Source organism: Chitinophaga sp. 30R24, from assembly GCF_049056765.1.
GTDB lineage: Bacteria > Bacteroidota > Bacteroidia > Chitinophagales > Chitinophagaceae > Chitinophaga.
The window spans coordinates 154,110-167,921 of record NZ_JBJGXX010000002.1; the positions used below are offsets into that span (position 1 = coordinate 154,110).

The following is a 13,812-nucleotide window of genomic DNA, read 5'->3' on the forward strand; positions in this document are numbered from 1 at the left end:
ATTACGGTAGATAGTAATAATTGTATGGAGCCTATGAAACACCTGCCCTGTGATAGCTGTGGACATGCCAACCCACTCAAATCGGAGTACCTTACCTTTTGTAATGCTTGTGGTAAAAAACTTTCCCAGACTTTTGAAGCTTGGCGCCGGTCTAATCCCGAAGCATCTTTTATTACCTATAGCGAACAAGTAGGCGTAACTGTAAAAACCAGCAGATCTAATACCTTTCCCATTTGGTTAAAACAACAGTTCCAGCCAGCCCACCGGAGCAGGACAATCTTGTTTTTTGTGTTTTTTATAGGATTACTGGCAGCGGCAGGAACCATTTTTGGTAAAAAAGCCATATATAGTTTTATGTATCCCAAAGTGCCTGCAGGTATACTTTACCGTAGTTGGCAAACAGTTACTATAGGCCGGCAGGCATTGGAAATTACTACCCCTGTGAAATTATGGGTGCACGACCAGCCCCTGGATGGAGATGAAGCGAAAGTAATTGAATACGCCAAGAGCTATAGCAATGAAGATGGAGGCGGTATCCGCATAGCGGTGAATATGTTTAGCTACATGAGCCATGTAGCCAATAACCTGGAAGAAGCTATGGCACAAGCGCATAGTACCATGCAGTTAAAGGAAACAGCTACAGAAATTGATTGTAAGTCGGTACCCGTATTGATTTCCGGTATGCAAGGAATGTTGGAAGAAGGGAATTACCTTTATAGAGGGGGAGTTCGCTTTGCATTTTGCAACCTGGTGATGATCCGGGGCAATAGCCGTTGGCAGATACACATCAATTACCGCGACGATGATCAGATAGCCCGGCAGGTAGCACAAAGGGTACTTAAGTCGGTAAGAATTAAGTAAATATATATTTCTGTCTAAAAATACTCCATTTATAATGGAGTATTCCGTACCTTTGCACGGTTTTTTATCCGAACCTTCAGGGCATTGACGCCCTTGAAGGTTTTTTTTAAAATATAAACAAGACAGATACCAGAAATGCCTCAGACAAGAACCATCCAACCTGCCATACTGCTGTTAGAAGACGGTACGGTTTTTCAGGGAAAAGCTTTTGGGAAAATTGGCACTGCCGCCGGTGAATTAGCTTTCAATACCGGTATGACGGGTTACCAGGAAGTGTTTACAGACCCTTCTTATAAAGGACAGGTACTTATTATGAACAACTGCTACATTGGTAACTATGGCACCAAAAAGGATGACGTAGAGAGTAGCAGTGTGAAGATCAACGGTTTGATCGCAAAAAATATCGCGTACAATTACTCCAGAAAGATGGCGGATGAATCGCTGGAACAGTTCCTGACCGATAATAACCTGGTAGCCATCTACGATGTAGATACCCGCGCACTCGTTACCCATATTCGTAGCAAAGGCGCTATGAACTGTATTATTTCTTCTGAGATCCTGGATATCAACCAACTGAAAGCTGAGCTGGCTAAAGTGCCTTCCATGGAAGGGTTGGCTTTGTGTAAGGAAGTAACTACCACAGAAGTGTATAACGTTGGCGATCCTAATGCGGAAATCCGTATTGCAGTATTGGATAACGGCGTAAAAAGAAATATGCTGAAATGCCTGTCTGATAAAGGTGCTTATCTCCAGGTATTCCCTACAGACACACCCTTTGAAGTGTGTGAAGAGTTTAAACCTAATGCTTACTTTATTTCTAACGGTCCTGGCGATCCGGCTCCGCTAACCTACGCCATTGATACCGTAAAAAAGATCCTGGCAGCAGAAAGACCAATGTTTGGTATCTGCCTTGGACATCAGCTGTTGGCATTGGCTAATGATATTCCTACTTATAAAATGCACCACGGTCACCGCGGCTTAAACCATCCGGTAAAGAATCTGAAAACGGGATTATGCGAAATTACTACGCAGAATCACGGTTTTGCAGTAGATCCTAAAGCAGTAGCGGCCAGCGAAAATGTAGAAGTAACTCACATTAACCTGAACGATAATTCTGTAGAAGGTATCCGTATCAAAAATAAACCGGCATTCAGTGTGCAATACCACCCAGAATCTACTCCCGGACCATTCGATAGCCGTTACCTGTTTGATGATTTCTTTGAAATGATCCGCAGCCACCAGGCGTAACAGATACATTATTATGATAGAATAGGCTGTCTCCTATGTTTGCAAAAACAGGAGATAGCCTTTTTTATGCTTGGAGGATATTCAGACCATCCTCAAGCCTTTTTGATATTTTATTTAGACGGTAAATGCTAAAAAGGTAGGATATTACCAGAAATGCGAATATTGGTAGAAAGCGCACTTACAGAAAAGAAAGTAAGGTGATTACCGGACTCCTATAGACAGGAATGGGTAAAACTCCTGTCTGGTATAGAAAGACGGTCCCGAAGAATCGGGACCGTTGCATTTTAAAATTCCACGTTATGAAAACAAACGAATATTACTATATCACATATAGTGTTAGTAACTCCGCCCATTTTATTACATAACAATATTATTGAAAAAAGATAAACAGGAAAGCCAACATTTTTGGATTATATCTTGAAATTCCGGGTTTTATCCGTTGAAAAAGTGGAAAAAGGAGGGGTTAGGGCAAAAAAATACGGCTCTGTGATCAGAGCCGTTTGCCTTTATAAATTCCACGTTATGAAAAACTGATACAAAAATACGATATTTTGCTAAAACGTTTTAGTTAATCTTTGAGTTTTACAGAAGATTAATAATTCTCCTTGTAATTGAGTTTCAAAGGTCGGACCAAATAAACGTTATAAGAAATAATGCAGGTTAAATTTTTCTTAAACAAGTTTAGATTTTGCAGTCCATCGTATTTGTAAATATTTTTATAATTCGATTATTTTTGTCGTTGTTGTTGTTTCTGTATCAAATATACGAAACAAAACATCAAAATTCCAATAGTCCAGTGTTAAAAAATTGTGTTTTTGTCTGAAAAAACATATATTAAATTATGTGTAATATGTTTACCCTTTCTCACAATGCTTTTCGACCTAACTTCTGAAAAAAAATTATTTAGTAGTGTTGCCAGGATATACTTCTAACGCTTTTGCCAGGCATACCATAGCATGACGAATGTCTTCAGTATTAAGTACATAGGCTAATCTTACTTCGTTTTTTCCCAGTCCGGGTGTAGCATAGAAGCCGGTAGCAGGTGCCATCATCACGGTTTGGCCTTCATAAGAGAAAGATTCCAGTATCCATTGGCAGAATTTGTCGCTATCGTCGATAGGCAAACTGGCCATAGCATAAAAAGCGCCTCCAGGATTCGGACAATATACACCCGGGATTTCGTTGAGCATTTGTACCAGGATATCGCGGCGGCTTTGGTATTCAGCCTTGATACCGTCGAAATAGTCTGCAGGCAAGTCTACCGCAGCTTCGCCGGCAATTTGTGCAAAAGAAGGCGGGCTTAAACGGGCCTGTGCAAATTTCATAGCTGCATCCAGCACTGCCTGGTTTTTAGTGACAAAAGCACCAATACGACCACCACAGGCGCTGTAACGTTTGGAAATGGTATCCATCAGAATAACGTTTTCTTCCAGGCCTTCCAGGTTCATGGCAGAAAAATGTTGCCCGGTATAGCAGAATTCGCGGTAAGCTTCATCAGAAAAAAGGAAGAGGTTGTATTTCAGGCAAAGCTGTTTCAATACTTCCATTTCCTCTTTGCTATACAAATAACCGGTAGGATTATTTGGATTACAGATCAGGATAGCCTTGGTACGCGGAGTGATCGCTTTTTCAAAATCGGCCATCTCCGGTAAAGCAAAGCCGGTGTTGATACTGGCAGTAATTGTTTTGATTTTGATCTCTGCTTCTACTGCAAAACCATTGTAATTTGCATAAAATGGTTCTGGTACAATTACCTCATCTCCTGGATCCAGGCAAGCCATAAGGGCAAACAGGATAGCTTCAGAACCACCAGTGGTAACAATGATCTGATTGTGGTTGAGAGAAATGTTGAACCGCTCGTAGTAGGTAACCAACTTGCGACGGTAGCTTTCATTACCAGCGCTATGGCTGTATTCGAGTACCTTGAAGTCGGAATGGCGCACCGCATCCAGTATAGGTTGAGGTGTTTCAATATCCGGTTGGCCGATGTTCAGGTGATATACCTTTACACCTTTTTTCTTGGCAGCTTCTGCGAAAGGAACGAGCTTTCTGATGGGAGAAGACGGCATTTGCTCGCCTCTCTGGCTAATGGTAGGCATAAAATTGTTTTGATTCTTTTGCAATGCAAAGATAGGGGATAGGTAGGGCAACAAAAAACCTTACAGCGTTGTGCTGTAAGGTCTTAATATGTTACAAAGGTGGATATTACTTGTTGTTGGAACCAACTACACCGGTCAGATGTAATTCTTTATCCTGATCCACTCCTCTGAATTTCACCCAGATGGTTTTATTCTGCTGACCTAAACCGTTAGCGCTGTAGTTTGCGGTAACTTTACCTTTTTTACCAGGCAGAATAGGTTCTTGTGTCCATTTAGGAGTAGTGCAGCCACAGCTTGCGCGGGCAGCTTCAATCAATATTGGTTCTTTGGAAATATTGGTGAATTCGAAATCAACAGAAACAGGCTTGTTTAATTCGGTTTTACCAAAATCGATAGTTTCTTTCGCAAATTTAACCTTAGCATCTGCTGGGTTCTGGTTGGTATTTTCAGTAGTGGACTGAGCCCACAGCGCTGTGGTTAACAGCATGCTCGCAAACAGGGATAATATAAATTTTTTCATTTTCATATGATGGTTTTAAAACGACCGGTTAAAAAATATTGATATCTTTCTTGACGGAAACAAATTTACAGCCAAAAAGCATTATAAACCTTACAATTTATTAAATTCTTATTAAAAAAAATCAGATTATTTTAAATGGAGGGGTTATAACATTTTTGAACTGTATAATTAACCTTACTTTTGTACTTTAACCATGAGGCATGATAGAAAATAACGAACTAGCTATGAATTTAGAAAGCCGGTTGTCATTCGAAGAATTCCGCAAGGAAGTGTTAAATGACTACAGGTTGGCTTGCGAAAGTAGGGAAGTTAGTCTGCTCGCCCGTAAGGAAGTGCTTACAGGCAAGGCGAAGTTTGGCATTTTTGGCGATGGTAAAGAAGTGGCGCAGATTGCGATGTCAAAATATTTTCAGCCAGGCGACTTTCGTTCCGGTTATTATCGCGACCAGACTGTTGCGTTTGCCACTGGTATTGCTACTCCTGAACAGTTTTTTTCGCAGTTATATGCAGATCCTGATCAGCAAAATGAGCCATTTTCAGGTGGCCGTCAGATGAATTCCCATTTTGCCACGCCCAACCTGGGTAAAGATGGCCATTGGCTTAATCTGGCAGAAATGAAGAATTCGGCAGTGGATATGGCGCCTACGGCCGGACAAATGCCCCGTGCATTGGGATTGGCTTATGCCTCTAAATTATTTCGTGAAACGGAAGCTTTACATCAATATACCTCTTTGTCTAATAATGGTAACGAAATCTGTTTCGCTACTATTGGCGACGCCTCCACGTCGGAAGGCCACTTCTGGGAAACCATGAACGCTGCCGGTGTGCTACAGGTGCCTATGGCTGTTTTTGTATGGGACGATGGCTATGGTATTTCCGTTCCCCGTAAGTATCAGACCACTAAAAACTCCATCAGCGCTGCACTGGAAGGTTTCCGTAAAGCAGACGGCACAAATGGTTTTGATATATATAATGTAAAAGGCTGGGATTATGCCGGCATGTGCGAAGTATTTGAAGCCGCTATCCGCAAGATCCGGGAAACACATATTCCTGCTTTATTTCATGTAGAAGAGATCACGCAACCGCAAGGACATTCTACCAGCGGTTCCCACGAGCGCTATAAAAGTAAGGAAAGGTTGTCTTGGGAAAAGGAATTCGACTGCAACGTTAAAATGCGCTCCTGGATTATTGAGAATGCCTTGGGAGACGAAGAAATTTTATTGGCCATTGAAGCGGATGCTAAGGTGAAAGCCCAGGATGCCCGTAAATCGGCCTGGGAGAAGTATATTGTTCCTATCAAAGAGCAAGTACAGGCATTTGTAGCCCAGGCTGCACCCATCGCTGAGGTAGAAGGCGCCGATGCCCACCTGGTGAACCAGGCTATCCGTGACCTGCAGCATAACCGTGAGCCGCTGCGCCGCGATATCCTGAAGGCATGCGCTACCATCCTGCTGAAACACAGACAGCTGAAAAATATCCCTGCAGTACAGGCCTTACAACAGTATTACGACCAGTACCTGCAGTACGAAAAAGATAACTACAATTCTTATCTGTATGCCACCGGCGTTAACTCTGCACTGAATGTACCGGTTGTACCGGCTACTTATGAGGCAGAAAGTATTCTGCTGAATGGCTACGAAATTCTCAATAAATACTTTGACCAGTTATTTACCAACAATTCCAAAGTATTTGCTTTCGGAGAAGATGTAGGTAAAATAGGTGATGTAAACCAGGGCTTTGCCGGTTTACAACAAAAACATGGAAAAGATCGTATATCCGACACCGGTATACGGGAACTAACCATTATGGGACAAGGTATAGGCTTAGCCCTGCGCGGCTTACGTCCTATTGCTGAAATCCAGTACCTCGACTACCTCCTGTATGGTTTGCAACCGCTGAGCGACGATGTGGCTACCCTGCAATACCGTACCAAAGGCATGACGCATTGCCCGATTATTGTCCGTACGCGCGGCCATCGTCTGGAAGGCATCTGGCATAGCGGTTCTCCGATGGGCATGATCATTAATTCCCTGCGTGGTATGCATGTTTGTGTACCCCGTAATATGGTACAGGCAGCAGGTATGTACAATACGTTGTTACAAGCCAATGAGCCTGCCCTGGTGATTGAGTCGTTAAATGGTTATCGTCTTAAAGAAAAACTGCCAGCCAACCTGGAATCTTTCACTGTACCGTTGGGTGTTCCTGAAATATTGCAAGAAGGAACAGATGTTACCATTGTTACCTATGGTTCCATGACCCGTATTGTGGAAGAAGCTATGGTAGCTTTACAGGAAATGGGAGTTTCCTGCGAATTGATAGATGTGCAAACCTTGTTGCCGTTTGATATTCATCATAGCATTGTGAAATCGTTGCAGAAAACCAACCGTATCCTCTTCACCGACGAAGATGTACCTGGTGGTGGTACTGCATACATGTTCCAGCAGGTGATCGAAAAACAGGGCGGCTACCGCTGGCTCGATGTAGCGCCACGTACTATCAGCGCACAGGCCCACCGCCCGGCTTATGGTTCAGATGGAGATTATTTCTCTAAACCAAATACAGAAGATATCGTAAAAGCAGTGATGGAAATGATGGAAGAGTAGTCATCACTAGTGTAAAAAATATATGCCGGCTCCTGATCAGGGGCCGGTTTTTTTATGCAGGACAACTAATTACTTGGTGGAAAAGGAGCTAAATTGGCGAAGCCACCATACCGCATAGTATCTGCAGGCATGATGGCTTCTTAGTTAAAGTTAAGCAGTTTGTAGGCTTAGAGTTATTTTTCTTATTATGGCACCGCAAAGTTGAGCCGATTTTTTGTAAGTGAGAAGGGAAACAGATGGAGTTAATGATTATTTCATGTGGGCGCCCATTTCTTAGCAAGATCATAACGTTGCTGTATCGTTTATAAAGCTGTATAGCTTAGTGTATTTTCCAACCTGGCGCTATCTGATCTTGTTAATAAGTAGATAGTAGCGAAATAATTTATATCATGATGAAAAACATAGTTGTACTGGATAATCCTGGAAACCTGGATTGGAGCGAACTACAGTTGCTGGGCCATGTAACGGTATACGAGCGTACACCGGAAAATGAAACGGCTGCACGCATTAAAGATGCCCATATCGTACTAACAAACAAGGCTATTGTGAATGCGGGTAGCATTCAGCAAGCGGGCAATCTGGAATACATTGGCGTAGTTGCAACGGGGTACAATATTGTAGATATTGCAGCGGCCCGTGCACGCCGTATTCCCGTTACCAATGTGCCGGCCTACAGCACCCCTTCTGTGGCGCAATTAACATTTGCATTGATACTTGAACTGTGCCAGCATGTAGGGGTGCATGCAGATAGTGTAAGGGCGGGCGATTGGAGCCGTAGCCCGGATTTTAGCTATACCAAATCCCCGTTAATAGAGCTGGCTGGTAATACCCTGGGTATTGTAGGGTTGGGGCAGATAGGAAGGGCGGTAGCACGTATTGCATTGGCTTTTGGGATGAAGGTAATAGCGAATCATAAGCACCCAGACCGTGATCCGATGGAGGGCGTTACTTTCGTGGACCTTGCCACTTGTTTCCGGACAGCGGATATTGTGTCGCTGCACTGTCCATTGAATGAGAGTAACAGGGAGTTTGTGAACGCCGCCTTATTGCGTACTATGAAGCGGTCTGCCTTCCTGATCAATACCAGTCGCGGACCATTAATTAACGAGGCGGATCTGGCTGCTGCTCTGCAGGCGGGTACCATTGCCGGTGCCGGTTTGGATGTGTTATCTGTAGAACCGCCATCTGCCGGTAATCCTTTAATAGCGGCACCCAATACAGTGATTACCCCACATATAGCCTGGGCTAGTGAAGCGGCTATCTGGCGACTGGTAAGTACAGTAGTAAGTAACGTAAATGCTTATTTGGCTGGTAATCCGGCAAATGTGATTAATTAATGTGGGCGGTATTGATAATTATTTTTAATGGTCCATTACCCAAAGTGTAAAAAATACGGTTATTAATAGGGAAAATATAACAGGAAATTGTGTCCATCGGGGTATATTTCTCTGTGTAATGATTAAAATGAATGAGGTTTAAGGAAGTGGATAGGGATGAATATAAGCAATATGGATATGTTAGTTATTTTTGAATAAACGTACCAGATACACTCATTAATATAGGTACCGCAACTAAAATCTTGTTTAATCGCTTAAAAACCAACTCTTATGCAACCAAGCATTCTTTTGGCAGAGGATGATGTATTTTTTGCCAAGGTGGTAAAAAGACAACTTGAACGTGCCGGCTACAATGTTACCCTTTGTGAAAATGGCCAGGAAGGCTGGGAAAAATTTCAAAAACATGTTTTTGACCTCTGCTTATTGGATGTTGTAATGCCTAAAAAAGATGGGTTCACATTAGCGGAGGATATCCGTTCTATGGATGTGAATATCCCCATCATCTTTACTTCTTCCCGTTATATGGAGCAAGACAGGCTGCAAGGCTTTGAATCAGGAGCAGATGATTATGTGATTAAGCCTTTTAATATTCAGGAGTTATTGTGCAGGGTAGAAGTATACCTGAAACGCAGCCGGTTATTGAAAAGTGAAAGACGTATCGTTTACACCATTAGTAACCTCATTTTTGATTATTCACAATATCATATCAGGCATAAAAGTGCCGATTCCCATGTTCGTATGGCCCCAAAAGAAGCGGAGCTGCTTCGCTTTCTGTGCGAGAATTCAAACAAAAAACTGAAGAAAGACGATATCCTTGGTTGCATCTGGGGACAAGACGATTTCTTCGCGTCGCGTGTAATGGACGTTTACCTGACACGCTTGCGCAAGCACATTTCACAAGACCCTGCCGTAAAATTGGAAACCTACCACGGGAAAGGTCTCATGTTTATTGCTGATGAGTTGGAGCGTTCTCACACCATCGCTAAAATTTAGCTGTTTTTTTGGTTTAGAAAGTTAACCTTATCCGATGAAAAACGTCCGCTGTAAAAGGCGGACGTTATTTTCCCGATTAATTGTATCTGTTGATAAAGTTAGATCCTGATAAAAATTCCCTGTTGGGGCTATTGTAAAGCCATGGAGGGATTTGTATTAGCCGGTCTATGAAAAACCACTCATTGTTAGAATACAAGCTTGTTTTCTTTCTAGCGTTCCCCAGGCAAGCAAAAAGGTCCGCATAAAGCGGACCTTTTTTATATAATAATTATTTTATCAGCGTTGATTATCTCAGATTATGGAAAACCTGTTGTACGTCTTCATCCTGTTCCAGGCGGTCTACCAGTTCCAGTACTTCTTTTGCTTGTTCTTCATTTAATTCTACTGTGGTAGTAGGAATGCGTTTCAGTTCAGAACTGATCACTTCCAGGCCTTTATCATCCAGCGCTTTGGCCATATTGCCAAATTCGTTGAATGCAGCACGGATGATGATATTACCTTCACTATCTTCCCCGATTTCTTCCAAACCGAAGTCAATCAATTCCAGTTCCAGTTCTTCCAGGTTTTGTCCGGCATTTTTTACTTTGAACTCGCCTACACGGTTAAATAGGAAGCCTACGGAACCACTGTTGCCAAGGCTACCGCCCAGTTTGGTGAAGTGCATACGCAGGTTGGCTACAGTACGGGTAGTGTTATCAGTAGCGGTATCGATCATTACTGCTACGCCATGAGGGGCATAACCTTCATATACTACTTCCTCATAATCAGTTTTATCTTTTCCGATGGCACGTTTAATAGCTGCGTCTACACGGTCTTTCGGCATGTTTACGCTCTTGGCATTGAGTATACAGCGACGGAGTGCGGGGTTGTTATCCGGATCAGGGCCACCTGCCTTTACTGCAATGGCTATTTCTTTTCCGATTCTTGAAAATGCTTTCGCCATTCTGTCCCAGCGGGCAAACATGGTCGATTTTCTTACTTCAAATATTCTTCCCATTAGAGTGGTATATAATTATGAGTGACTTGTAAAAAACAGAACGCAAAAATAAGGATTTTCAGTTTTTTGTCTTTTTTCATTTTATAATTTAACAACAACGGAGAACAAAACGAACGTTTTCGCTTTGTTCTCCGTTGTTATATATGCAGCAAAATCTGGATTAATCCAGCATTTTGCGGGCTTTACTATGTTTTACGCTATAGCCGAAATAAACAAAAAATCCGATCAGCAGCCATACAATTAAACGCGCCCAGTTTTCGATACCAAGGCTCACGATCATCAACAGGCAGAAGCCCGCACCTAAAATAGGTACAATAGGTACTAGCGGTGTTTTGAAAGACCGGGGTGCATCCGGGTTGCTCTTACGCATTACAATTACCCCAATGCATACCAGTACAAAGGCAAACAGGGTACCAATACTGGTCATATCGCCTACCACATTGTCTGGGATAAAAGCGGCAAAAATAGATACAAAGCCGAAGAACATCCACTGGGAACGGTATGGAGTGCGGTATTTCGGGTGCAGTTTGGAGAACACAGCAGGTACCAGTCCGTCGTTACTCATGGAGTAAAACACTCTTGTTTGGCCCAGCAACATAACCAGGATAACAGAAGAAAACCCAGCCAGGATAGCTACTGTGATAAAGGTAGATAACCAGTTATACCCCGGCATGTAGGTATCAATTGCATAAGCTACGGAAGCTTCGCCACCTGCCTTCAGGAAGTCGCTGTACGGTGCAATACCGGTAAGCACATAAGAAAACAGGATGTACAGCAACGTACAAATAGCCAGCGACACGAGGATACCGATAGGCATATTCTTTTTAGGGTTCTTGGTTTCCTGTGCAGCAGTAGATACCGCGTCAAAACCAATAAAGGCAAAGAATACTACACCGGCGCCCCGTAGCACGCCTGCCCAGCCATGGTTCCAGAAATTGGAGTAGTCTACAATCTGGCCATTGTGCATTTTTACCGTACCGGCAGTAGCTGGAATAGTGAAAGGTGTGTGGTTGGCCGGGTTGATAAAGTTCCAGCCCAAGAAGATGAATAACAGTACAATAGCTATCTTGGTAATAACGATAACGTTGTTTACAATGGCAGATCCGTGTACGCCCCTGATCAGCAAAAGGGTGAGTGCCAGCAGGATAAACAGGGAAGGAACGTTCATAATACCCTGTACGCCGGCATCAGATACTTCAAACGGGCTATGGCACCATTCATAGGGAATGGTGACATGAAATACGCTTGTAAGCAATTTGTTGAGGTATTGCGACCAGCCGATAGCCACCGTTGCGGCTCCCAATGCATATTCCAGTACAAGGTCCCAACCAATGATCCAGGCAATAAATTCTCCCAGTGTGGCATAGGAATAAGTATAGGCGCTTCCAGCAATCGGGATCATGGAAGCAAATTCGGCATAGCATAAACCTGCCAATGCACAGCCAATGGCGGCAATGATAAAGGAAATTGTAACGGCAGGTCCGGCATGTTGTCCTGCAGCTGCCGCCGTTCTTACAAAAAGACCAGCACCAATAATGGCGCCAATACCGAGTGCTATCAGAGAACCAGCGCCAAGGGTTCTTTTCAGTCCCTTGTCAGATTCCCCAGCTTCGGCCAATAAAACGGACAGTTGTTTCTTAGCAAAAAGTTTGCTCATACGCAGTCGTATTGTGGTTGATGTTTTAAGGTAGTTTAGTTTTGTTGTTTGTTGTTAATCGCCAAATATAATATCTAAAATCAAAAAGAGATACTTTTATTTTGCCCGCCCAGGCGCATCTTTAGCCGCTTAACCTTATTTTTGGGAAATTTTCCGGTTACAACTTATAAATTATCACAAGACAAATTTAGGCTACGAATGAAGAAATCGTCGAATCTGCTCACAGTATATATTGCCATTGCCATGGTAATAGGAATTGGTACCGGCTACGGGGTATACCTGGCTTACCACGATGCGGCCGCAGTGGCAGGTGCCAAATCTACACCGCAGACTTTCGCTGATAACGTGTCTATCCTCACCGACATTTTTCTTCGGTTAGTAAAAATGATCATTGCTCCGCTGGTATTCTCTACCCTGGTAGTAGGCGTGGCTAAAATGGGAGATATTAAAGCTGTTGGACGCGTAGGTGGAAAAACGATGCTGTGGTTTATCAGTGCAACCTTTGTATCATTGTTCCTTGGTTTGATCCTGGTGAACCTGTTGAAACCCGGCGACGCATTGCAGTTGCCACTGCCCGACACGCATACCGCTACCGGTATTGCTAAAGCGGAAATGACACTGAAAGGTTTCTTTCAGCATGTGGTGCCAGACAGTGTGGTGAATGCTATGGCGCATAATGAAATATTGCAGATAGTAGTATTTGCTATTTTCTTTGGCGTGGCTGCAGCGGCCATTGGAGAACAGGCATTACCGGTAGTAAAGTTCATGGACAGCGTAGCACATATTATGCTGAAAGTAACCGGCTATGTGATGAACTTCGCCCCCTTTGCCGTTTTTGGTGCGATGGCGGGTATTATTGCAGTGCAAGGCCCCGGCATATTAATTACTTATGGTAAATTCATCCTACAGTTTTATGGAGGGCTGGTTTGCCTCTGGATAGTGATTACCCTGGTGGGCTGGTTGATATTAGGCAAACCGGTATTCCGGTTGCTGGGTTTGATTAAAGATCCATTATTGCTGGCTTTTGGTACGGCCAGTAGCGAGGCGGCTTATCCCCGTACCATGGAGGAGCTGGAAAAGTTTGGATGCGATAGCCGGATTGTGAGTTTTGTATTGCCCCTTGGCTATTCCTTTAACCTGGATGGTTCCATGATGTATATGACCTTTGCCAGTTTATTTATTGCACAAGCGTATGGTATGCACCTGGGTATCGACCAGCAGATCACCATGTTGTTGGTACTGATGATCACCAGTAAAGGTATTGCAGGGGTGCCCCGCGCTTCCCTGGTAGTAATTGCAGGTACCCTGTCTATGTTCCACATCCCGGAAGCAGGCCTATTGCTGTTGTTGGGGGTTGATCACCTGTTGGATATGGGACGTTCCGCTACCAATGTAATCGGAAATGCTATGGCCACCGCGGTTGTGTCTAAATGGGAAAATAAATTAACAACCGGAGACGTTACCAATGCCTAACTTAACAAATGCGTAACAGATTAA

The 13,812-nt window shown here is 43.4% G+C and carries 10 protein-coding genes; 6 read left to right on the forward strand and 4 right to left on the reverse strand.

Annotation, left to right across the window (positions count from 1 at the left end; all coding sequences use genetic code 11):
* The first annotated feature begins 33 nt into the window (after positions 1 to 33).
* Entirely contained in the window at positions 34 to 861 is an 828-nt protein-coding gene (locus ACDQ55_RS07175; RefSeq protein WP_420980612.1) for a hypothetical protein, read from the forward strand.
* A gap of 135 nt (positions 862 to 996) precedes the next feature.
* On the forward strand, positions 997 to 2,109 hold the full coding sequence (carA, locus tag ACDQ55_RS07180) for a glutamine-hydrolyzing carbamoyl-phosphate synthase small subunit (RefSeq protein WP_420980613.1): 1,113 nt from the start codon (positions 997 to 999) through the stop codon (positions 2,107 to 2,109).
* Positions 2,110 to 3,008: 899 nt separating this feature from the next.
* Here carA and ACDQ55_RS07185 read toward each other — a convergent pair.
* Together ACDQ55_RS07185 and ACDQ55_RS07190 are read right to left on the reverse strand one after the other, a co-directional pair.
* Positions 3,009 to 4,208, reverse strand: a complete 1,200-nt coding sequence (locus tag ACDQ55_RS07185) for a pyridoxal phosphate-dependent aminotransferase (protein ID WP_420980615.1) — start codon at positions 4,206 to 4,208, stop codon at positions 3,009 to 3,011.
* 106 nt (positions 4,209 to 4,314) lie between these two features.
* The gene (locus ACDQ55_RS07190; protein ID WP_420980617.1) at positions 4,315 to 4,734 is read right to left on the reverse strand and encodes a DUF1573 domain-containing protein; all 420 of its coding nucleotides are present in this window, start codon (positions 4,732 to 4,734) and stop codon (positions 4,315 to 4,317) included.
* Positions 4,735 to 4,952: 218 nt separating this feature from the next.
* Between ACDQ55_RS07190 and ACDQ55_RS07195 the strand changes: the two genes are divergently transcribed.
* The 3 genes from ACDQ55_RS07195 (at position 4,953) to ACDQ55_RS07205 (ending at position 9,661) form a co-directional block, all read left to right on the forward strand.
* Positions 4,953 to 7,331 carry an alpha-ketoacid dehydrogenase subunit alpha/beta gene (locus tag ACDQ55_RS07195; RefSeq protein WP_420980619.1) on the forward strand — a complete coding sequence of 793 codons (2,379 nt, stop codon included), beginning with the start codon at positions 4,953 to 4,955 and terminating at the stop codon, positions 7,329 to 7,331.
* A 389-nt stretch (positions 7,332 to 7,720) separates the two neighbouring features.
* Entirely contained in the window at positions 7,721 to 8,668 is a 948-nt protein-coding gene (locus tag ACDQ55_RS07200; RefSeq protein ID WP_420980620.1) for a D-2-hydroxyacid dehydrogenase, read from the forward strand.
* 270 nt (positions 8,669 to 8,938) lie between these two features.
* The gene (locus ACDQ55_RS07205) at positions 8,939 to 9,661 is read left to right on the forward strand and encodes a response regulator transcription factor (RefSeq protein WP_420980621.1); all 723 of its coding nucleotides are present in this window, start codon (positions 8,939 to 8,941) and stop codon (positions 9,659 to 9,661) included.
* A 286-nt stretch (positions 9,662 to 9,947) separates the two neighbouring features.
* Here the strand turns inward: ACDQ55_RS07205 and ACDQ55_RS07210 are convergent, their stop codons facing one another.
* Positions 9,948 to 10,658, reverse strand: coding sequence for a YebC/PmpR family DNA-binding transcriptional regulator (locus ACDQ55_RS07210; protein ID WP_420980622.1), 711 nt, complete (start codon positions 10,656 to 10,658; stop codon positions 9,948 to 9,950).
* A gap of 160 nt (positions 10,659 to 10,818) precedes the next feature.
* A complete protein-coding gene (locus ACDQ55_RS07215; RefSeq protein WP_420980624.1) occupies positions 10,819 to 12,315 on the reverse strand; it encodes an amino acid permease in 1,497 nt (498 codons plus the stop codon).
* A gap of 198 nt (positions 12,316 to 12,513) precedes the next feature.
* Between ACDQ55_RS07215 and ACDQ55_RS07220 the strand changes: the two genes are divergently transcribed.
* Complete coding sequence (locus ACDQ55_RS07220) at positions 12,514 to 13,788, forward strand: dicarboxylate/amino acid:cation symporter (RefSeq protein WP_420980626.1); 1,275 nt, start codon at positions 12,514 to 12,516, stop codon at positions 13,786 to 13,788.
* Positions 13,789 to 13,812: the final 24 nt, after the last annotated feature.